The sequence below is a fragment of the Amycolatopsis sp. cmx-4-83 genome (assembly GCF_046548815.1).
Taxonomy (GTDB): domain Bacteria; phylum Actinomycetota; class Actinomycetes; order Mycobacteriales; family Pseudonocardiaceae; genus Amycolatopsis; species Amycolatopsis pretoriensis_A.
Genome location: NZ_JAEBEF010000003.1, coordinates 643,133 through 665,682 on the forward strand (window position 1 = coordinate 643,133; position 22,550 = coordinate 665,682).

The 22,550-nt window shown below is 68.9% G+C and carries 11 protein-coding genes; 7 read left to right on the forward strand and 4 right to left on the reverse strand.

Features of this window, described 5'->3' with window-relative positions:
- Positions 1 to 54 precede the first annotated feature (54 nt).
- On the forward strand, positions 55 to 1,191 hold the full coding sequence (locus ACLJQM_RS12450) for an acyl-CoA dehydrogenase family protein (RefSeq protein WP_410631302.1): 1,137 nt from the start codon (positions 55 to 57) through the stop codon (positions 1,189 to 1,191).
- Between the two features lie 20 nt (positions 1,192 to 1,211).
- On the opposite strand, the gene ACLJQM_RS12455 is transcribed toward ACLJQM_RS12450, so the two are convergent.
- Complete coding sequence (locus ACLJQM_RS12455; protein WP_410631303.1) at positions 1,212 to 2,042, reverse strand: TIGR03620 family F420-dependent LLM class oxidoreductase; 831 nt, start codon at positions 2,040 to 2,042, stop codon at positions 1,212 to 1,214.
- 88 nt (positions 2,043 to 2,130) lie between these two features.
- Between ACLJQM_RS12455 and ACLJQM_RS12460 the strand changes: the two genes are divergently transcribed.
- A complete protein-coding gene (locus ACLJQM_RS12460) occupies positions 2,131 to 2,997 on the forward strand; it encodes a LysR family transcriptional regulator (RefSeq protein WP_410631304.1) in 867 nt (288 codons plus the stop codon).
- Here the strand turns inward: ACLJQM_RS12460 and ACLJQM_RS12465 are convergent.
- Entirely contained in the window at positions 2,988 to 4,790 is a 1,803-nt protein-coding gene (locus ACLJQM_RS12465) for a GH25 family lysozyme (RefSeq protein WP_410631305.1), read from the reverse strand. The two genes, ACLJQM_RS12460 and ACLJQM_RS12465, sit on opposite strands and share 10 nt — an antisense overlap.
- A gap of 211 nt (positions 4,791 to 5,001) precedes the next feature.
- Between ACLJQM_RS12465 and ACLJQM_RS12470 the strand changes: the two genes are divergently transcribed.
- The 5 genes from ACLJQM_RS12470 to ACLJQM_RS12490 all read left to right on the forward strand — a co-directional run bounded on the left by ACLJQM_RS12470 (position 5,002) and on the right by ACLJQM_RS12490 (position 19,289).
- The gene (locus tag ACLJQM_RS12470; RefSeq protein WP_360781591.1) at positions 5,002 to 5,508 is read left to right on the forward strand and encodes a hypothetical protein; all 507 of its coding nucleotides are present in this window, start codon (positions 5,002 to 5,004) and stop codon (positions 5,506 to 5,508) included.
- 195 nt (positions 5,509 to 5,703) lie between these two features.
- On the forward strand, positions 5,704 to 16,470 hold the full coding sequence (locus tag ACLJQM_RS12475; RefSeq protein ID WP_410631306.1) for a LamG-like jellyroll fold domain-containing protein: 10,767 nt from the start codon (positions 5,704 to 5,706) through the stop codon (positions 16,468 to 16,470).
- Positions 16,471 to 16,503: 33 nt separating this feature from the next.
- A complete protein-coding gene (locus tag ACLJQM_RS12480; RefSeq protein ID WP_410631307.1) occupies positions 16,504 to 17,460 on the forward strand; it encodes a hypothetical protein in 957 nt (318 codons plus the stop codon).
- Between the two features lie 267 nt (positions 17,461 to 17,727).
- On the forward strand, positions 17,728 to 18,792 hold the full coding sequence (locus ACLJQM_RS12485) for a polymorphic toxin-type HINT domain-containing protein (protein ID WP_410631308.1): 1,065 nt from the start codon (positions 17,728 to 17,730) through the stop codon (positions 18,790 to 18,792).
- Between the two features lie 5 nt (positions 18,793 to 18,797).
- Entirely contained in the window at positions 18,798 to 19,289 is a 492-nt protein-coding gene (locus tag ACLJQM_RS12490) for a hypothetical protein (protein WP_410631309.1), read from the forward strand.
- A gap of 769 nt (positions 19,290 to 20,058) precedes the next feature.
- Here ACLJQM_RS12490 and ACLJQM_RS12495 read toward each other — a convergent pair.
- Together ACLJQM_RS12495 and ACLJQM_RS12500 are read right to left on the reverse strand one after the other, a co-directional pair.
- The gene (locus ACLJQM_RS12495) at positions 20,059 to 20,400 is read right to left on the reverse strand and encodes an NUDIX domain-containing protein (protein ID WP_410631310.1); all 342 of its coding nucleotides are present in this window, start codon (positions 20,398 to 20,400) and stop codon (positions 20,059 to 20,061) included.
- Positions 20,401 to 22,007: 1,607 nt separating this feature from the next.
- Positions 22,008 to 22,547 carry a carboxymuconolactone decarboxylase family protein gene (locus ACLJQM_RS12500; protein WP_410631311.1) on the reverse strand — a complete coding sequence of 180 codons (540 nt, stop codon included), beginning with the start codon at positions 22,545 to 22,547 and terminating at the stop codon, positions 22,008 to 22,010.
- Positions 22,548 to 22,550: the final 3 nt, after the last annotated feature.

The window sequence follows — 22,550 nt, forward strand, 5'->3', positions numbered from 1 at the left end:
CCGGGCGCGCGGGACGGCTTATCGTCCCCGCAACCCGACTCCCCGGAGGACTTCGTGAGCACCAGCGTCGCCACCGTGCCGCAGCCCGACCTGGGCGCGCTGCCGTCGATCGCCACCGCGCTCGCGGCCCGCGCGGGGGAGCACGACCGCGAAGCGACGTTCCCGCACGAAGGCGTCGAACTGGTGCACGCGGCGGGGTTGCTGACGACCACGGTGCACCCGCGCTACGGCGGCCCGGGCGCGGGCGTCCTCGACACGGCCCGCCTGCTCGCCGAGCTCGGCCGAGGCGACCCGTCGGTCGCGCTGGTCACGGCGATGACGCTGTTCGTGCACGCCGCGCAGGGCGAAACGCCGACGTGGCCCGACGAGATCTACCGCGAGGTGCTCGCGGAGTCCGCGGACCGGCCGGTCCTGATCAACGCACTGCGCGTGGAGCCCGAGCTGGGCTCGCCCACCCGCGGCGGCCTGCCCGCGACGATCGCCCGCCGGACCGCGGACGGCTGGCGGCTCACCGGCCGCAAGATCTACTCGACCGGCTCGGAAGGCCTGCGCTGGCTGGTGGTCTGGGCCCGGACCGACGAACCCGAGCCGCGCGTCGGCGGATTCCTGGTGCGCGCCGACGCGCCGGGCATCACGATCGAACCGACGTGGGACCACCTCGGCCTGCGGGCGAGCGCGAGCCACGACGTCGTCTTCACCGACGTCCCGGTTCCGGCGGACGCCACCGCCGGACTGTCCACACCGGACACCCAGCGCCCGCCGGTGCTCACCTTCCCGCTGGCGCTGCCGGCGCTCTACCTCGGCGTGGCGCGCAACGCGCTGGACTGGCTCACCGGCTTCCTGCGCGAGCGCGTCCCGAGCGGGCTGGGCAAGCCGCTGTCGACGTTGCCGCGGTTCCAAACGGGAGTGGGCGAGATCGCCGCCCGCATCACCGGCGCCCAGGAAATCCTCTTCGGCGTCGCCGCCCGGGCGGACCAGGGGGTCGTCGGAGCGGACGCCGGCGTCGCCAAGGTGCTGGCGACGCGGCTGCTCATCGAAGCGGTCGAGCACGCGGTCGCCCTGGCGGGCAATCCCGGCTTGACGCACGGGAACCCGCTGCAGCGCCACTACCGCGACGTCCTCTGCAGCCGCGTCCACACGCCCCAGGACGACGCGGTGCTGACCGGGCTGGGCCGCTCGATCCTGGGGTGAGCGGCCCGCACCCGGTGGGATCAGGCGCCGGTCACGGCTTCGGCGACGTCGCGGAGCGTGCGGACCGGGTCCTCGCCGAGCGGGTAGACGCCGACGTGGTCCGCGCCGGCGTCCAGGTGGGCGTGCAGCCCCGCCGCGACGGCCGCCGGGCCGCCGTGTGCGACCAGTGCGTCGATGAGGCGGTCGCTGCCGGCGTCGGCGAGGTCGTCGTCGGTGTAGCCGAGCCGTCGGAGGTTGGTGGCGTAGTTGGTGACCTGCAGGGCCGTGCCCGGGGGCGCGGAGCGGGCCAGCTTCCGGGCGCGCCCGGGGTCGGGGTCGACGACCGCGAAGTGGCCGGGCAGGAGGAGCTTGCCCGGGCCGAGGATCGCCCGCGCCCGCCGGGTGTGCTCGGGCGTGCTCATGCACGGGAGGGTGCCGGCCGTGCGGTCGCGGGCCAGTCGCAGCATCCGCGGGCCGAGCGCGGCCAGCACGATCCGGTCTTCGGGCACCCCGGCCGCGGTCAGCCGGTCCAAATAGGACACCAGGGTGTCGTACGGGGAGGCGTAGCCGGTGTGCACCTCGCGGTGTCCGATCCCCACGCCGAGCAGGAAGCGGCCGGGGTGCGCGGCGGCGATCCGGTGGTACGAGGCGGCGACGGTGTCCGCGTCGGCGGTCCACACGTTCACGACGCTGGTCCCGACGGTCAGCCGCGTGGTGGCGTCGAGCAGCCGTTCCGCCAGGGCGAGGTCGGCCGGGGGAGAGGCGTCCAGCCACAGCGTGCCGTACCCGGCCGCTTCCAGTTCGGCCGCCCGGTCCGGGGTCACTTGGTGGTCGCGCAGGTGGGCACCGAGCACGCCGAGTTCGATGGTCATGCGACGACTTCAGCACCCGGCCCGGCGGTGAACCAGATCCGAAGCTCACGTGCAGCGATAACTTGTCGTTATCGTGCGAGGAGGAGACGTGGAACTACGAGCGCTGCGGTACTTCGTCACCGTCGCCGACGAACTGCACTTCGGCCGCGCCGCCGAGCGCCTGCACATCGCGCAGCCCGCGGTCAGCAGGCAGATCGCCCGGTTGGAACGCGAACTGGGTGCCCGGCTGTTCGACCGCTCCCCGCGCCGGGTCCGCCTCACCGGCACCGGCCGCCGCGTGCTCGACGCGGCACGCGCCGCCCTCGCCGCCGCCGATGAGGTCCGTGCCGCCGCCGCGGTGCCCGCCGGGACCATGCGCATCGGCACCGCCGCCGGGTTCACCGGCCGCCTCGAGCGCGGTATCGACGCCCTGCGCGCGAGCCCGGCGTCCTTCGACGTCGTGCTCGTCGACCTCCCGCTCGCCGCGCGCCTGAACGCCCTCCGCCAGGGCGACCTCGACGTGGCGCTGGCCCGCGGCGTGCCGTCGGTGCCGGGCCTCCGCACGCTGCCGGCGTGGTCGGAACCGCTGTTCGCCGTCGTCTCCCGGCACCACCGGGCGGCGGAGCTCCCCGCGGTCGCCCTCGCCGACCTGGCCGGCGGCGTCCTGCGGGTCCCGGACGCGTCCGTGCACGACGCGGTGACGACCGCGTTGCGCGAGGCGGGGGTGAGTCCCCGGCTGGGCCGCCCGGCCGGAGCGGTCCAGGACACCGTCGTCGAGGTCGGCTCCGATCCGCCACAGCTGGGCGGTGCTGCCCGCCGACCAGGTCGCCGAGATCGGCTCGACCCGCGTCCGCGCGATCCCGCTCCGGCCGGCCCTGACGATCACCGGCAGCGTCGTCGTCCCCGGCGACCTCCCGAACCGGTGCGCCACAGCGCACGTGGCGGCCTTCCGCGACGCGGTTTCCGTCAGCTGTAGGTGACCGTGGTCGCGCCGGTACTGGTGTTGTACGTGACGCCACCGTGCTGGAAGTCGTTGCGGCGCCCGACGGACACGCCGTATTCGTCACTGGTCGGGTAGGCGAGTGCGCTGCGCTCCCAGCCCAGCGAGGCCCACTTGTCCCGGATCGCGCCGTGGATCGACCACGCCCCCGTGGACGCGGACCAGTAGACCGACGCGGAGTTGGTGAAGTGGTTGTAGCGGCCCACTCCGTCCGGGGTGCTCGACTCGTCCGTGGTCGGGTAGCCGAGGCCGCGTTCCCAGCCGAGCGCGGCCCACTTCTTCCGGATCTCGCCCTGGATGCTGTGGGCGCCGGTGTTCACGGTGTAGTAGATCGACGAGCCGGTCGTGAAGTGGTTGTACCGGGCGACGCCGTCCGGGGTGCTCGACTCGTCGGTCGTCGGGTAGCCGAGGCCGCGTTCCCAGCCGAGCGCGGCCCACTTCTTCCGGATCTCGCCCTGGACGTTGTGGGCGCCGGTGCCGACCGTGTAGTAGATCGAAGCGTTGGTGCTGAAGTGGTTGTAGCGCGCGACGCCGTCGGGTGTCGACGTCTCGTCCGTCGTCGGGTAGCCCAGGCCCTTCTCCGCGCCGAGCGCCCGCCACTTCTTGCGGATCTCGCCCTGGATGCCGTGCGCGCCGGTGCCCGGCGTCGTGTAGATCGAGCCGATCGCGAAGTCGCTGTAGCGGCCGGCGCCGTCGGACGTCGTCGTCTCGTCGGCCACCGGGAAGCCGAGTGCGCCGGCCGGACCGCCGAGGCGCTGGTAGGCGGTCAGGATGTCGCCGTGCACCGCGAACGCGCCGGTGTTCGGCGCGTAGTCGATGACGCCGCCGGTGTACTTCTGCTCCCAGCCACCGGCGACCGGGGTCTCGCCGCCCACCGGGGTGCCCAGGTAGGACGCGGCGCCGCCCAGCGCGGCGTAGTGGTCGGCGATCTTGTCCGGCCCGCTGCCGAGCGCGACCGCCCGGACCTGGTCGGCGGTTCCGCCGAAGTAGTCCTGGTCGCCGGGGAAGGTGCCGGAATCGGCGTACTGCCAGAACGTGTAGGCGCTCCACCCGCCGGGGATGGTGCCCGGGTCGGTGCCGTTGTGGGCGATCCACAGTGGACTGTTCGCGGCGGTGCCGGTGTCGCCGCCGGTGCAGTTGGCCCACCAGCCGTTGGTCGTGTAGATCGCCGGCCAGCGGTTCGTGCGGTCGTGGACGGTGGTGGTGAAGTCGGTGATCCACGCGGTCAGCTGCGCCGGGGTCAGGCCGTAGCACCAGCCGGCCCAGTCGGCGGTGCCGTACGGGTTGTACTCGATGTCCAGCACCGGCGGCAGGGTGTGCCCGTCGGCGACCCAGCCGCCGCCCTGGGCGAGGAAGAAGGTGGCTTGCGCGGCACCGGAAGCGGTGTCGGGCAACGCGAAGTGGTAGGCGCCGCGCATCAGCCCGGCGTTCGCCGAGCCCGCGTAGTTCGCGGCGAACCGGTCGTCGACGTAGGTCGTGCCCTCGGTGGCCTTCATGTAGGCGAAGGTCGCCCCGTTCGTCGCGGCCGTGGTCCAGTCCACCGAGTTCTGCCAGTGGCTGACGTCCATGCCCACCGCGTTCGGAGTCGCGGCCGCCGCCGCGGCGCGGGTCGTCGCGCGGGCCGTGCTGTGCCCTTCGACGCGGTGCACCATCGAACCCATGAAGTCGGATTCGGGGTGGGCCGGCGTGCTGTTCGCTTGTGCGGGAACGGTGCACAACAGCATTCCCGCCGCCAACGCGGGCACCACGACAAGAGCGCGCAACACCATGGAGTCCTCCCCGGTTTCGATCCGAGCGGGACTTTAACCGACGCCGAATTCCCTGGGTAGATCCGTCCGGGAACCGAGGAAAACGGTTCGTCGGTCAATTTCTCACCGGTGTCGCGGCCGGTCGGTCGGCGCGGCCGATCGCGGCGATCGGGCGGCAAGGCACACTGACCGGGGAGCGTCCGGAGCCGGGCGCGGAAACGAGGGGGTTCCTGTGCGGCGTTGGTGGGTGGCCGCGGCGGCCGGGGTCGTGGCCGCCGGTGTCGTCGTGGCGGTGGCGGTGTGGCCGTCGGGGGAGCAGCCGGACCTCCCGCCCGCCCGGGCACGGGTGTACGCCGACTTCTCGGCGTGCCTGCTCACCGGGGGTCAGGGCCTCGCGAGCCCCGGCGCCGGCCCGGTCTGGGCCGGGCTGCAGGACGCGTCCGGCGACACCGGGATCAAGGTCTCCTACCTCGCCGCGGCCGGCCCGGCGACCGACGCGAACTACCGCCCGTACTTGACTTCCCTGCTCCAGCGCCGGTGCGACGTCGTCCTGACGGTGGGCGAGCCGGGCGGCGCCGTGGCGCTCGCCGAGGCCCCCGGGCACCCCGCCACCGGGTTCGTCGTCGTGGGGGATTCCGCCCCGCAGGCGGCCAACGTCTCCCCCGTGCGGGTGACTGATCATGTCCGCCAGGACGTCGCCGAGGCGGTCCGGACGGCCGCGCACACCGCCGGGCACTGAGGAATTGGATTCGTTCGTCCGATTTGGTCCCTTTTGTTCTTCGCGGCTGGTGTCCGGGATCTCAAAACTGGTTGTTTTGGAGTCTTTTCCGGACACCCTTCCGTGTGGTGAACTCATCCGCCGTTCGTCGGGGATGGACATCGAGGGGGACTCGTGCGTCATCGCGCTGCGCGGATTTGCGCTGCCTCAATTCTTTTGGGACTGGGGCTTTCGCTGGGCACCGGGCAGGCGGACGCGGCTCAGCTGACGCCGGGGCACCTGCCGGTCACCGAGCTCGGCTCGTGGCTCGGTTCGCTGTTCTCCGGTTCCCCGCACTGGGGCGCGACCCCGCGGCAGGGGGGCGGCACGGCCGACGGCAAGGGCCACGACGCGAGCACCGCGTCGACCCGCGCCCGCGGCGGGACGGGCCACGCGCCCGGCGCCGCACCCGGTGAGCTGCCGGCGGATCGGGACCACGGCCGGAAAGTGACGCCGGGGCCGAGCGGCGTGGCGACCCGGGGCTTCGACGCCGCGACGAGCCGGCGCGACGCGGTGAAGTCGAGCGCCACGATGAACTACTTCACCAACGCCGACGGCTCGGTCACCCGCGACTACACGCGGGGCCCGGTCAACTTCGCCGACGGGCCGTGGGGCTGGCGGCCGATCGACACGACGGTGCGCGGCGGCCAGGACGGCCGCTGGCACGAGACCGCCAACTCGCTGGCCGTCGACTTCGCCGGCAACGCGGCGGATCCCGCACTGGCCACCCTGACCGTCGACGCCGGTCACGCCGTTTCCTACGGCCTGCAGGGAGCCCGTGCCGTCGCCCCGCGCGTCGACGGCCACGCCGCGACCTACCCGGGCGCGCTCGCGGGCACCGACGTGGCGCTCGAGCCGACCGCGACCGGGCTGAAGGAGTCGCTCGTCCTGCACGCCGCGACCGCGCCGAACACCTGGGTCTTCCCGCTGGCGCTCGACGGCCTGACCCCGCGGCTGGAAGCCGACGGTTCGGTGAGCCTGCTCGACGGCGCAGGGGCGACCCGGCAGCGGATCCCCCGCGGCTACGCCTTCGATTCGCGCGTCGACCCGGTTTCCGGCGAGCCCGCCACGACGTACGCGATCAAGTACGAGCTCAGCTCCGCGGCGGGCAAGCCCGCGCTGAAGATCACCCTGGACCCGAAGTGGCTGGCCGACCCGGCGCGGGTGTTCCCGGTGACCGTCGACCCGACCTTCACCGACACGCCGTCCTCGACCTACGCCGAGATCGGCGCGCCCGGCGACCACTCCATGGAGAAGGTCGTCAAGATCGGGTCGTTCAACTCCGGGCCCGACTCGGCGAACACCTTCCTCCAGTTCCCGAAGGACCTCGACGGCTCGCAGGTCACGGTGAGCGCCGCGACGCTGAAGCTGTTCGACACCTGGGCGTCGACCTGCACCGCCGAACGCTTCGACGTCGCCCCGGTGACGCAGACCTGGACGCCGTCCGGCGTCTCCGCGTACCCGGGGCCCTCCTACGGCGCGAGCATCGGCAACGTCACGCCGTCCGTGCCCACCGCGTGCGCCAACCGCGCGGCCGACCGCACCAAGGGCGACTGGGTCAGCGTGCCGCTGTCCACGGCGACCTTCACCGGCTGGGCCAACGGGTCGGTGGCGGACAACGGCCTCGCCGTCTACGCGGCCACGAACGACTCGCTGCACTGGAAGCAGTTCGACTCCTGGCAGATGAACGCCGGGTTCCAGCCGGTGCTGTCGCTGACCACGAGCGGGAACGTGCCGCCGGTCGTCGACTCCGCCTACCCGGGCGCGGGTGGTGTCACCACCAGCCTCGTCCCGTTCCTGTTCGCCACGGCCCACGACATCGACGCCGGCCCGGGCGCGCTGAAGTACCGCTACCAGGTCGCCGACCAGGCGGGCACGACCATCGCCGACTCCGGCCTGGTCGCCGAGGGCACCTGGCGGGTGCCGGCCGGGAAGCTCAAGTACAACCAGACCTACTACTGGGCCGTGCAGGCCTACGACGGTTCGTCCTATTCGGCCGATCCGCCGTGGAACCCGCTCACCGTCAGCGTCGACCAGCCGCTGGTGACGTCGTCGCTGTCGCAGAACACCGGCGTGCACGGGGTCGAGCCCAGCATCGGCAACTACACGACTTCGGCCACCGACGCGGAAGTGCGCGGGGTCGGCCCGGCCCTGTCGGTGGTGCGCGACTACAACTCCCGGGATCCCCGCACGTCGGGGGCCTTCGGCGCCGGCTGGTCGAGCTTGGTCGACGCGCGCGCGGCCGAGCAGTACGACTTCGACGGCTCCGGCACGGTCGTCAGCGTGCTGGTGACCTACCCGGACGGCTCCGAAGTGGGCTACGGGAAGAACGCCGACGGCACGTTCTCCCCGCCGGCCGGGCGGTTCGCCACCTTCAAGGCGATCACCGGCGGCTACAGCCTCACCGACAAGAACGACACGGTCTACACCTTCACCCAGGCGCTCGGCTCGGGCGTCTACCAGCTGTCCTCCATCGCGGACGCCAACGGCCGCGCCGTGAACCTGACCGTCTCCGGCGGGCACCCCGCGACCCTCACGTCCGCGGTGTCCGGACGGGCCCTGCACCTGGCCTGGACCACTCCGGCCGGCGCCACGAGCGCGCACGTCGCCACGGTCTCGACCGACGAGCTGACCCCGGGCACGCCGCTGACCTGGACCTACGGGTACACAGGCGACCAGCTCACGAGCGTCTGCCCGCCGGGCACGACGACCGGCTGCACCCGCTACGGCTACACGGCCGGTTCGCCGTACCGCACCAGCGTCCTCGACGTCGGCCCGCACTCGTTCTGGCCACTGGCCGAAGCGACCGGGACGACCGCGGCGAGCGCGGTGCTGACCAACGAAGGCGCCGACGCCGGCACCTACCACGACGTCACCCTCGGCCAGCCGGGTCCGCTCGCCGGGTCCGCCGCGACCGCCGCCGGGTTCAACGGCACCTCGTCGTACCTGCAGCTGCCGCGCGCCGACGCGGCCGCGCCGAACACGATGTCGGTGTCGATGTGGTTCAAGACCGCGGCCACCAACGGCGTTCTGTTCTCCTACAGCACCATGCCGCTGACCGAGACGACGAGCCCGGCGTCGCAGTACACGCCCGCGCTCTACGTCGGCAACGACGGCAAGCTCGTCGGCGAGTACTGGACCGGCGCCACGGACAAGACGATCACCACGGCCAACCCGGTCAACGACAACGCGTGGCACCACGTCGTGTTCACGCACTCCTCGACGAGCCAGGGCATGTACCTCGACGGCCAGTTCGTCGGGTCGTCGATCGGCGCGATCGTGCCGATGGGCCCGCAGAACCGCTACATCGGCGCGGGCTTCCTCGGCAACGCGTGGCCGGACCAGTCCCACAGCGGCCAGCCCGGCACCGCGACGTTCTTCAACGGGCAGATCGCCGACGTCGGCATCTGGGACAAGTCCGTCCCCGGCGTCCAGGAGATGCCGCTCTACCAGGCGGGCAAGCAGCAGGCCAGCCTGCTCACCTCGATCACCCGCCCGTCCGGCGCGGTGCACACGACCGTCTCCTACGACCCGGTTTCCCAGGCGGTCACGCAGATCGGCGACGAGAACGGCGGCACGTGGAAGTACGCGCCGCTGACCGCGGCCGGCTCGAGCCAGGTCTACCGCGGCGCCGTGCTCGGCTCGCACCCCGAGCTGTACCAGCGGCTCGCCGACGCGCCGGGCACGGCCGTCCCGGCGGGCGAGGTCAACTACCGGCCCTCGGCCTACACGAACGCGACGCTCGGTGTCACCGGGCCGTTCACCGACTCGACCGCGGCGAAGTTCCCCGGCACGGTCGCCGGCGTCACCCTGCCCGACCACGTGGTGAGCGCGTCGAACACCGCGTCGGTCGAGCTGTGGTTCGCCACGACGTCCGCCGCGGCCGGCATGCTGTTCTCGACCGGGAACTCGCCGCTCGGCGCCGCGAACCCGTCGACCGGTGCGATGCCGGTGCTGTACGTCGGCACGGACGGCAAGCTGCACGGGCACTTCTGGGACAACTCCGTGGCCGGCATGGCCTCGGCCGGGAAGGTCAACGACGGCAAGTGGCACCACGTCGTGCTCAGCGGCGCGAACACCGGCCAGGCGCTCTACCTCGACGGCCAGCAGATCGGCTCGCTGTCCGCGCAGATCTTCAACGTCGACCCGTACGCCTTCGCCGGCGCGGGCGTCTTCAACACCGGCGGCTGGCCCGCGGCGCCCGCGGGCACCACCTGGAACTACTTCACCGGGTCCATCGGGGAGCTCGCCTACTACCGGTCGGCGCTGTCCGCCGGCGAGGTCGCCCAGCACTTCCTCGCCGCGGGCAACTCGCAGGGGCTCGCCCCGCTGACGACCTCGACGGTCACCGATCCCGGTGGCAAGACTTCGGTGCTGCAGTACGACCCGGCCGCCGGCAACCACAAGGTGGCCGAGACCGACACCGCCGGGCACCGGACGACCTACGGCTACGACACGTCCGGGTTCCTGCACACCAGCACCGACCCCAACGGCAACGTGGTCACCGTCGGCCACGACGTCCGCGGCAACACCGTCTCGCAGACCACCTGCCAGAACCAGGCCGCCGAGAAGTGCTCGACGACGTATTCGACGTACTTCCCCGACGACACCACCCCGCAGCTGACGACCGCCGACGCGCGCAACGACCTGATGCTCACCTCGCGGGACGGCCGGTCGGCGAGCGCGACCGATCCGGCGTACCTGACGACTTTCGGCTACGACACCGCGGGCAACCGGACCTCGGTGACCACGCCACCGGTCCCGGGCTTCCCGAACGGGCGCACCACGGCCATCGCCTACAGCGACGGCACCGCGGCTTACCCCGCCTCCGACACCGGCAACGTCCCGGCCGGGCTGCCGGTCAAGACGACCTCGCCCGGCGGCGCGGTCAACAAGATCGCCTACCGGCACAACGGTGACGTCGACAGCACGACCAACGCCGACGGGCTCGTCACCCGGTTCACCTACGACCCGCTCGGGCGCGTGCTGACCAAGACCGCGGTGTCCGACAGCTACCCGGCGGGGCTGGTCACCTCCTACGGCTACGACGGCAGCGACCAGGTCGTCTCGCAGACCGACCCGGCGGTGACCGACCGGGTGACCGGCGCGGTGCACACGGCCGTCACCACCAGCGTCTACAACGCCGACGGCAGCATCACCTCCCAGACCGTCGCCGACGGCACCGGCGGCGACGCCGCCCGGACCACCATCTCGGTCTACAACGACAAGGACCAGGTCGCGTCCACCACGGACGCGAACGGCAACGTCACCACCTACACCTACGACGCCTACGGCAACAAGAAGAGCGAGACCGATCCCAACGGCACCGAAACGGACTGGACCTACGACGGCGAAGGCCGGCTGCTCACCCAGGGCTTCTGGTACACCGGCAACCCGGCCGACCCGCAGCCGGCGACGTTCCTGACGCAGAAGTCCAACGCCTACGACCCGGCCGGGCGCCTGGCGTCCGAAACGGACTCGATGGGCAACACCACCGCCTACACCTACACCGACAACGGGCTCACCTCGACCGTCACCCGCAAGGACCCGACCGGGCAGCAGTCCTTCGTCACCGAGTCGAACACCTACGACGCGGCCGGCAACCTCGTCGGCGCGGTCACCGGGAACGGCGCGAACACCTCGGCGTCCACAGTGGACGCCGCGGGCCGCGTCGCGCAGACCGTCGACGACCCCGCCGGCGCGGCGCGCACGACTTCGGTGTCCTACACCCCGGACGACAAGGTCGCCACGAGCACGCAGTCGGACCCGTCCGGGCGCAGCCGCACGGTCAGCACCACCTACGACCCGATGGGCGTGCTCACGTCCCGGTCGCTCGCCGCCGACGGCGCCGGGCACCCGGTCGGCTGGTGGAAGCTGAACCAGCCGTCCGGCACGACGGTCACCGACTCCTCGGGGACCGGCAACACCGCCGCCGCTTCCGCGGTCACGTGGTCCGGCGGCGCCGCGACCCTCGACGGCACCAGCTCGCAGATCGCCACCAACGGCCCGGTGCTCAACACCGCGGCCGCGTACACGGTGTCCGCCTGGGTCAACCCGGCCACGCTCGGCACCGCCTGGCAGACCTTCGTCGTGCAGAAGGGGACCGTGATGAGCGGTCTCTACCTGGAGTACGACGGCTCCGCCCACAAGTGGTCGTTCTCGCGGCACGGCACCGACGCCGCGAACGCGACGGTCTACCGCGCCGAATCGGCGGCGACCGCGCAGGCGGGGTGGACCCACCTCACCGGCGCGTACGACCCCGGCACCGGCGCGATGACGCTGTACGTCAACGGCGCGGCCGCCGGGAGCACGACCGACCCGTCGCCGATGGCGTCGGGCGGCCCGCTGGTGATCGGGCACGGCTGGGCCGGCGGTGCCAACGGCAACTACGCCACCGGGCAGGTCGCCGGTGTCCAGGCGTACTCCCGCGCGTTGTCCGCGGCCGAGGTCTCGACCATCTTCACCGGCGGCCGGAACGGCGGCACCGCGGCGTCTTCGGCGGCCGAAACGACGACGTGGACGGTCGACCAGCGCGGGCTGCCGACGTCGATGACCGACGCGAACGGCAATGTCACGGCCTACGCGAACGACGAGGCCGGGAACCCGGCGGTGACCACCGCGCCGACGGTGAACACCGAGACGAACGGCGGCGCGCCCGTCGCGGTGCACCCCGTCACCACGAACGGGTACAACACGTTCGGTGAACCGGTCGAGAACGTCGACCCGGACGGCAACCAGATCACCACGGTCTACGACGCGTCGGGCCGGCCGGTGTCGGTCACCAACCCGAACTACACCCCGCCGGGCGGCGGTGCCCCGATCACCGCGACCACCGTCCGCATCTACGACAAGATCGGGCAGGTGATGTCCGAAAAGGACCCGCTGAACCACGTCACCGGCTACAAGTTCGACCAGCTCGGCAACCTCGCCCAGGTCACCAAGCCGTCCGGCGCGAAGTCTTCGTCGACCTACGACACCAACGGCGACCGCCTGTCGGTGACCGACCCGAACGGCGCGCGCACCGAGGCGACGTATGACTTCCTGTCGCGGCCGCTGACGTCGACGGTGTTCGAGCGCTACCCCTCGACGCTGACCGCGACCACGACGAACTCCTACGCCGCGTCCCCGCCCAACCCCGGTGGCGCGAACCTGGCGTCGACCAGGACGCCGAACGGCGCGCTCACCTCCTACGGGTACAACGCGCTCGGGGAAACCACGTCGGTCACCGACGCCGCGGGCAACACCACCCGCTACGGCTACAGCTACCTCGGCGAGAAGGCGTCGATCACCGCGGCGGACAACACGTCCACGGTGACCAGCTACGACCAGTCGAGCAGGCCGGTGCAAGTCACCCGCAAGGACGCGACCGGCGCGGTGCTGAAGCAGACGTCGGCGGCCTACGACGCCGGCGGCCGCCTGACGTCCAGTGTGGACGGCCGGGGCACGCCCCGGACGTTCACCTACGACGCCGCGAACCGGCTGGCGAGCGAGCTCCAGCCGGTGTCGGCGACGTCGTCGATCACCACGACGTTCGGCTACGACGCGGCGGGCAACCGGACGCGGTTCACCGACGGGCGCGGCAACCCGACGATCACCCGCTACAACCCGTGGAACCTGCCCGAGGCGCTGGTCGAGCCGGCCACCGCCGCCTACACCACCGATGCGGACCGGACGTCCACTTCGGTCTACGACGCGGCGGGCCGCGCGGTCACGCAGACCCAGCCGGGCGGGGTGACCGTCTCGGCGGGCTACGACGACGACGGCAACCTGGTCAGCCAGACCGGCGGCGGCGCGGACGCCGCGACCGCGTCCCGGACGTTCGGCTACGACCCGGGCGGCCGGCTGACCTCGGTCGCCACCGCCGAAGCGGGCGTGACCGGTCACTCGGACCACCAGGCGGCCTCGAGCGAGACGCTGGGCTACAACGACCGCGGCGAACTGCTCACCGCGAGCGGGTCGGCGGGCTCGTCGTCGTTCGCCTACAACACCGACGGGCTGATGACCGCGCGCACCGACGCGGCGGGCACCACCTCCTACGGCTACGACGGCGCCGACCGGCTCTCGAACATCACCGACGCGGCCACCGGCGGCTCCCAGACCCTGAGCTACAACGCGCTCAACCAGGTCAGCGGGGTGACGTACGGGACCGGCAACACCCGGACGTTCGGCTACGACGGCCTGCACCGCCTGACCGGCGACACGCTGAAGACGGCCGGGGGAGCGGCGATCGCGTCGGTCGGCTACGGCTACGACGGCAACGACAACCTGACGTCGAAGACGACCGCCGGCTTCACCGGCGCGGCGGCCAACACCTACACCTACGACCTCGCCGACCGGCTGGCGTCGTGGAACAACGGCGTCAGCACGGTGGCCTACGGCTACGACGCGGCGGGCAACCGCACGCAGGTGGGCTCGTCGACCTACACCTACGACGCGCGCAACGAGCTGACGTCCGACGGCTCGAACACCTACACCTACAGCGCGCGCGGCACGCTGCGGGAGCGGGCGTCCTCGACCAGCTCCCTGGTGTCCTCTTCGGACGCTTTCGGCCAGATGATCGTGCAGGGCTCGCAGAACTTCGGCTACGACGGGCTCGGCCGGAACCTGACCGACACGACGATCGCGTCCGGCGCGACGACGACGTTCGCGTTCTCGGGGCTGGGCAACGCGATCGCCTCGGACGGCACGTCGACCTACAGCCGCGATCCCGGCGGCGGCCTGGTCGGCATCGCCTCGGGCGGCACCGGCGCGTTCGCGTTCGTGGACCAGCACACCGATGTCGTCGGGACGTTCACGGCGACCGGCTCGGCGTTGGCGGGTTCGAGCACGTACGACCCGTTCGGGAACGTGCTGGCGTCGGCGAACGTGAAGGGGAAGCTGGGGTACCAGTCGGGCTGGACGGATCGGTCGACGGGCAACGTGAACATGGCGGCGCGCTGGTACAACCCGGCGGTCGGGCAGTTCATGAACCGCGACACGGTGTCGAACAGCCCGGTGCCGAACCCGATGGAGGCCAACAAGTTCGCCTACGTCGACGACAACCCGATGACGGGCACGGACCCGTCCGGGCACGGCTGGTTCAGCGACGCGTGGTCGTTCGTGAGCAACCACGTGGTGCAGCCGGCGGCGTCGTTCGTGTACCACCAGGTGATCCAGCCGGCGGCGCACTTCGTGAACACGTATGTGGTGCAGCCGATCGTGCACGTGGCGGTGGCCACGTACCACGTGGTCCGCGACGCTTACCACGCGGCGGCGCGGGTGGTGCGCACGGTGTACCACCATGTGGTCCGAGCGGTGAAGAAGGTTTACCACGCGGCTGTGCATGTGGTGAAAACGGCGTACCACGCGGTGGCGAAGGCGGTGAAGACGGCAGCGCACGCGGTGGTGCACGCGGCGGCGGCGGTGGGCCACGCGGTGGCGTCGGCGGCGAAGAGCGTGGGTCATGCGGTGGCTACGGCCGCGACGGCGGTGGGGCATGCGGCGGCGTCGGCGGCTTCGCACGTGGCGACGTTCGTGAAGGATCATGCTTCGACGATTGCGGGCATCGCGGCGGGAGTGATCGTCGGCGCGGCGTGCACGGCGGCGACGCTGGGGATCGGCGCGGTGGGCTGCGCGGCCATCGGTGGTGCGGTCGGTGGTGCGGTGTCTTATGGGATGGATTGTTCGAAGGCGCACAACTGTTCTGTCGGTGGTGCGGTCGAGGCAGTGGGTCTCGGGGCTTTGGGCGGCGCTTTGGGTGCCGGCTTGGCGGGCCCGCTGGGCGGTCGGCTGGTGTCCGAGGCTTTGGACGGTGTCCTGCCCCAGGCGGCTACGCAGGGCTTGATCGGTGCGGGCTCGGGTGCGGTCAGCGGCGGCGTGACGGCGTTGGCGGGCTACGGGTTGAACTGCGGCCGAAGCTGTTCGGTGGGTGGCGCTTTGTCGGCGGCTGGCTCCGGCGCGCTGGTCGGTGGTGCCGGTGGGGCCGCGTTCGGGGCTTTGGGTGGTCTGCGAGCCCGGGGTGGCAGCTCGGCGCGGGAGGCGGTGGGGTGTCACAGCTTCCTCGCCTCCACGAAGGTGTTGTTGACGGATGGTTCGTCGAAGCCGATTTCCTCGCTGAAGGTGGGGGATCGGGTGGCGAACTCGCAGCCGGGGAAGGCGGGGCTGGAGGCGCACGCGGTCGATCGGGTGATCGTGACGGAGACCGACCACGATTTCGTGAACGTGAAGGTGAAGCCGTTGCGGCGGGCGTTGGGCCGTGCGGCAGCGGGTCTGGCTGTCGCGGCAGCGGTGGTGACCGGTGCCGCGGCCCCGGCTTCGGCGGAGCCGACGACGTTGACGACGACGTTGACGACGACGTTGACGACGACGTTCCACCACCCGTTCTACGACGTGACGCGGGGCGAGTTCGTCGAGGCGGTGGACCTGCAGCCGGGTGACCACTTGCAGACCGCAGACGGCGGCGAGGCCGAGGTTGCGGAGGTGGTGTCGTACCACTCGACGGAGGTCACGTACGACCTGACGATCGACTCGCTGCACGCGTACTATGTCTTTGCTGGCGACGTCCCGGTCCTGGTCCACAACTGTGACGAATTCATGGACTTCGCACATGGGACGACGACGGCACACGCGGAGAACATCGCGGCGAACGGGTTGAACTCTGCTTCCGCAAAGGCCGCTTCGAGTGGTGGTAGCGTTGCTCAGCCCGGGAAGTACTTCACTTACCGGGTCTCCGGAGGTGACGATCCCAACCTGAGCACGGCCGCTCAATGGGGAGTGACGAGGAATGGCGGTTCCGTGGAAGGAGCGTCGGTCGTCATCGGCAGGATGTGCAAGTGTACCTATGATCGACTAGTGGAAGAAGGGCACATCACCACCCGGGTGACGGGCGAGGGCATGCCTGAAGAGACCATCTTCGGACCAGGAGCGCTTCCTTATCTGAAGGTGCTCACACACTTCCCTCTGTGAGATGTGTACTCGAAAAGCGACCGGGAGACAACAATGAGCTTTGACTGGAAGGGATCGAGGTCCACGAGGGTCAATGTTGTCTCTTGGCCAACCTCGGAGAATCTCGGAGAAGGCCGGGAACGGGCAAGGTGGGATCTCGAGACCCTTGAAGAAGCTCCGGCGCAGGAATTGGAAAGAGATGTGAGTTTCCTGGCTGGGCAGGACTCTCAAGATGCCATGCACGTCGAATTCGAGGCTTCGGGGCCGAAGATCTTGACGATGATCTGCGACTACGACAGCTCACTGCCGGAGCCGATGCGCATCGAGGCTGTTTCTGTGCTCTGGCGTTCCATTGATGAGCGGGTGGCCCGGCTGTGGCTGATCGGCTCGGTTCCTCGAGTACGGTATCCGGCGTTCATGCGGCAGAGACGCGACCTCGTCCGGATTCTTCCTGTCGGCCTTCAGTTGAATTGGCTGGCCTTGTCTCTGGTGCGCCTCGAGCCGTTGGTGGCCGTGCTGGCCGGGAAAACGAGTGACTTTCAGCGTCTGGCTGAAAAGATTTCAAACGATGGTGGCGAGCGTGACGTTCTGCGGGCCGTCATAAACAATATTTCTGACCTTGAAGGTCTTGTTGGCGGAAACCCTGTCAGAAGGCGCATTTCTGCTTCGCAAGGGAAGGCAGATTTAGGTAATCTTCTTTTGGAGCTTGGTGGGGTTCTTATTGATGTGCGAAAAAGGTCGGATTTAGACTCCATTGCTGGTTGTACGGAGCGGGTGTTCGACGCCCTGCACCTGGTTGACAGTGAATACGGTCGCCAGGTGGAAAGCGGACTTGCGAAGCTGGAGGATCGTTCGTGGTGGCGGGATGCTCGCAAGCTTGCTGATGGGGGTGCCGGCGCTCTCGCCGCAGCGGCCATGGAGGCAAGTTCGTGCGCTGAGCGTGTCCGATCAACCTGTGTTGAGGTCGATCTCAGAAGTCAGTTTCTGAACGTCGGAAACGGAGATCGGTAAGCGGCGGCTGAGGTGCTCGTGGGTCCTTCGTTCGGGTGAGTGATCGGTGGCGAACTCGCAGGATGGTGGCTTCGTGGGAGTCGACCTCGACGATGGTCTCCGCGCCGCGATCGGCTGGATGGTTCGAAACCGAGTTGATCAAGGACGACCCGGATCTCTTGGATCTTCATCTGGGCGGTCGTCTGGTGTCTGAGGCGCTCAGCGGCGCGTTGCGGGAGGTGCCGCGCGGGGTCTGCCCAGCGCGGCGTATTTGCGGTTAGCGGCGGTGTGACGGCGCTGGCGGGCTACGGCCTGAACTGCGGCCGTGATTGTTCGGTGGGTGGCGCGTTGTCGGCGGCTGGGTCGGGTGCGTTGGCCGGTGGTGTCGGCGGTGCGGCGTTCGGGGCGCTTGGCGGTCTGCGGGCTCGGGGGCGAAGTTCTTCGGAAGAGCCGGCGGCCTGCCCGATCCACAGCTTCCTCGCTTCCACGAAGGTCTTGTTGGCTGATGGTTCTTCGAAGCCGATCTCGGCGTTGAAGGTGGGGGATCGGATCTCGAACTCGCAGCCGGGGAAGGCCGGGCTTGAGGCGCACCCGGTTGACCGGGTGATCAAGACGGAAACCGACCACGACTTCGTGAATCTGAAGGTGAAGCCGAACCAGGTTCGTCGCGCGGTGAGGGGTGTAGTGGCGGGTCTGGCGGCCGCTGCGGCTGTGGTGACGGGTGGCGCGACCACGGCATCAGCGTCAACCTTGACGACGACGTACCATCACCCGTTCTACGACGTCACCCGCGGCGAGTTCGTCGAAGCGGTGAATCTGCAGGTGGACGACCGCCTGCAGATGGCGGATGGTGGCGAGGCGACAGTCGAGGAGGTGACGCCGTACCACTCGACGGAGGTCACGTACGACCTGACGATCGACTCGCTGCACACGTACTATGTATACGCCGGTGATGTCCCGGTACTGGTGCACAACTGTGGCGGTGGAGTTGATGCCAAGGGCAATTCGTGTGATTGTGCGGCGGAGAACCCGACCAACTGGAACACGAACAGTCGGCCGACATTTGGCCACACATTCAGCGAACATGGTGCTGGTCCCCGAAACACGCGGAGCTTGACTGATCGAGCTCGTAGTACAGGTACTGATCAGGGGCAATGGTCGAATGACGCCGACGCAGCTGCGTTTCTGAGAGATCACTATGACCCCAGTTCGGGGGCTAGGCAAATTCCTCTGGAGGAAGGAATGGGGACTGTTATCAAGCCGGACGGTTCAGTTGTGCCGGCGACCCATGCTCAGCTTGTGCCTGGGCGAACCGGTCCGTATCGGACCGCGTTCCCGATAGTCGTGGGATAGGAATGATGTCAACGTCGTTCAAAGTCAACTTTTTGGCTCCTGATTCCATTGTTTCGGAGGCGCCTGCGCTACCGTCCTCCCTCGAATTCGAGTCGGTAGTGATGGACCTGTGTGCGGTGCTGGCGGAGAATGAATGTTCCTTTGAAGTTAGCGGGTTCGGGCAGCTTGAATGGCCGGTTGACGTCAAATATGATCTTTCAACATTCGTTGAGCAGTTGCCGGAAGCATTGAGGGGAATTCGGGATCGTACGTCTGCTGAGATCGACTTCTATGGGCAAGGGCTTGAAAGGCGCTTGATCTTCGAGTTCAAGGGCGAACTTGTGAATATTTCCTGCGAGTCTCGCACGAACTGGGTGCCGAAGCCTAATGTGGAAGAGATTGGTTATCAGGAACTGCTGTCAATGTTGGAGTCAGTTGCCAGCAAGTTCGCCTCTTCGCTGCGATTGGTGTGGCCACAACTGGAGAACAAGGACCCGTTCTGTAATTGGGGCAAATGACGACGACATGAATAGCCGTCGGCTCGAGGCGGGCTCTTTGACGGCGACGGGCCGACGAAGATGCCGGGGCTGGACGAGGAAGGTGGCGACGAGCTGTTCGCGCTCGTCGAGCGGTATCGGAGCTCCATCCGCACCACCCGGAGTGCCGGGCGACAACCCCGCGCGGCAAACACCTGGATAGACAGGCGCCGGCAGTCCATTCGTCGCGCGCAGTTACTGGAGCGGTGGATGAGCGCGGTATGGCGACGCTGGCTTCTTGGCCAGCTCACGACTGACCGTGGCTTGAAGGAAGGGAACCGCGCCGGGCAACGGCCCGCAGCCTTCGTCCGTGCGGCGGCACCTGTTTGGAGCTGCGGATCGAACTGATGCGGAGACGAAGTGTGTGGCATCGGTCGGAGAATGCATCGACCGATGCCACACCCCTCGCGCTGGTGATCCACACTCCTCAGGGTGCCGGCTGCGACGACCACGAAGTTTCGAGGCTATTGGTCGCCGAGCCCGGGGATCGGCGTGCAACCTGAAGATCCAGTTGCATGGCAACGCGCGAAGCGTATCGGGTCCGCGCGAAACGGCCGACAGCACCTGCCTGCGCTCTCGATGAGGCATGCGGCGCCGATCGTGCCGACCTGGAACGCCGTCGCCCACGCTCAGTGGGGCTGGAGACGGTGGGTGAGGGCGGTGTGTCGGCACCCGGCAACCTGGGCCGGTATCGGCTGAGAGCGCGACCGTCAACGCTGCGCGTGCGTCTCGAAAGATGCGACCGCGTCGCTCAACCGATCCGGGCTGGCCCGCTGATCGCCCGCGCGATGCGGGGCCCGACCCGGCGCTCGGCCACGGCGAATGGGTACCAGGCGGCACCCGTCACCTCGGACTCTTGGATGTCCCCGATGTCCGCCTGCGCCGTCGTGAAGGAGTAGCCGATGTCGAGGTGGTAGTGCTGTGGCTCGTCCTTCGCCGGTCGCGCCGGGACCTCGTCGAACTCGATATAGACAGGGGTCTGCGACGCTGGGACGACCTTGCCGGGGTCAAGACCGGTCTCCTCCGCCAGTTCGCGCACCGCCGCGTCGATCAGCGTGATGTCGGTCGGCTCGAGGTGGCCTCCGGGCTGCAACGTGTCCCGTACGCGTGGTGCTCCACCAGCAGGATCTCGGCATAGGCCGCGCAGCTGTCTGAGCCGCTGCGGCTAGCTGCGAGGCGTCCCCAATCAGGGGTGAGTACGGCTCAAGATCGAGATCCTTGCCTTCGTCCTTGGTGATGGATAGTCGGAGTGGCATGAAGCGACTTAGTGAAATTTCCAGTGAAGCGCTTGGTGTGGTTTCTACGCTTTCGATTCAGCTTTGCGTATGTTCCATCGGGGGCGTCCCGGCTTCCGGGATACTCGCTTCAGGAATGGAATTCGCCGGACCTCTGGCGGGCGAGCTGCCAGGGATCGGGCACAACCCGGACGCGCTCGGTGAGTATTTCGCGTCATGGGAGGGTAGGATGACGCACGTGGATGCGAAAACAGGGTCACAAGTCGCTTACGACGCCGTGAATGGCAATATGGTCGTCGATAATTCTTACATGATCCACGGATATCAGATGTCGGCGGACGCATTCAATGGAGCTCAATTCAAGGGGCCTGGCGGAAGTATGATTCCCCGGTATGTGCGCCGATGAGGGCCGGATTCCGAGTTGCTCCTGTCGATGGAGGAGTTGAACTCCAGATTACGACGTCGAGTCGGGATGTAATACGTGCGGCTACTTTGGTGGCCCAGGATGTTCATATTTCCGAGACTGCGTTCTTGGTTCAATTTGGCGTTCTTCAAAATGCTGTCGTCGAGGCGGGGAGTCGATGCTCGGGCTCCGATGCCCTTGCGGTGTCGCTCACTGTCGCTGAATTGCATCTTGTCTACCTGCTCCTGGTATCCGTGCCGAGGTGGTTCCCGTCCGAAGAGTCGTTCCATATTCGTACTGGGTATTTCAAGGAGAACTTTGCGGAAATCGGTCGTGGGTTGCTGAGTGCTAGTGCGACAGTCGCACTTGGATGATCTTGGCTGTTCGGGGCATTGGCGAGACCTTGTTGATCGTGATGGCTGCGGCTGCCACGGTGGATGGTAAGCGGGCGGTGGCGAAATTGGGCGTACTGAGGTGACAGTCAGGATTGGTTCCTCCGAGCTGGGGCCGGCCGAGTCGGAGCGCAGGTGTCTCGTTGCTGCTTCTGCGGCGTGTGCGTACGAGATCCTGTTCCTCATCGAAAGGAACGAAGTTCGGCTCGAGCTCGCTCGGGTCGCCGTGAGCAAATTCTCGCCTTGGGATTTGTGGTGGAAAAGTACTCGGGGCGCCGGCCGCGAGCTGCCGAACCGCTGGACGTCCTTGCCGACGCTATCGTGCCGAAGGTCATGAAGGGTTGATGGCGAGGAAATTGTGAGCAGCGAAGAATTCGATGGGACGCGGCTGGCTGAGATCGAAGAAATGGCCGCTTCGGCTACTCCTGGACGACTTCCAGGGGCTGACTCCTCGGGGGTTGTCGCCGCAACGCTCGTTCAGCATCCCCTGTATGCGGATGCCTCGGACGGGAGATGTGAAGAGAACGCGCGACTCATCGCCGAAGCGCGTCGGGTGGTGCCTGGGTTGCCGGCTGAAGTGCGGAAGTTGCAGGCGCGTTTGATCAAGTTCGGCGAGAACGAGTAGTCACGGCTTCCGCGGCCGGGCCCGCGGGCCCGGCCGCAGCGTCGGTCAGCGCGTCAGCGGAATCCGCTTGAAGTCGACCGGAACCTCCAGCGCCACGTTGATGTAGTTCGTGAACACGTTCAACGCCACGTGCGCCACCGTCTCGACGATCTCCTCCTGGGTCAGGCCGGCGTCGCGGGCGGACTGGAGGTCCGTGTCGCCCAGCTGGCCGCGGTGGTCCACGAGGGCCGTCGCCAGCTTCAGCACCGCGTCGGTGCGGGGGTCGGTGGAGTGGCCGGTCTGCGCCGTCGTCATCTCCTCGGCCGTCGCGCCGGCCTTCTTGCCCAGCATCGTGTGGGCGGAAAGGCAGTAGTCGCACCGGTTGCGGTCGGCGATCGCGACCGCGATCTGCTCGCCGAGCTTGGCGCCGAGGGTGCCGGTGCCGAGGGCGGCGAACTGGGACCACATGCTCGTCAGCGCCGCGGGGGAGTTCGCGACGGCGCGGAACATGTTGGGTACCAGGCCGAACGCGCCCTTGATCTCCGACAGCGTTTCGGCGCGCTGGTCGGTGATCCGGTCGGGGTCGACGAGGTCGATGCGGGTCACGGT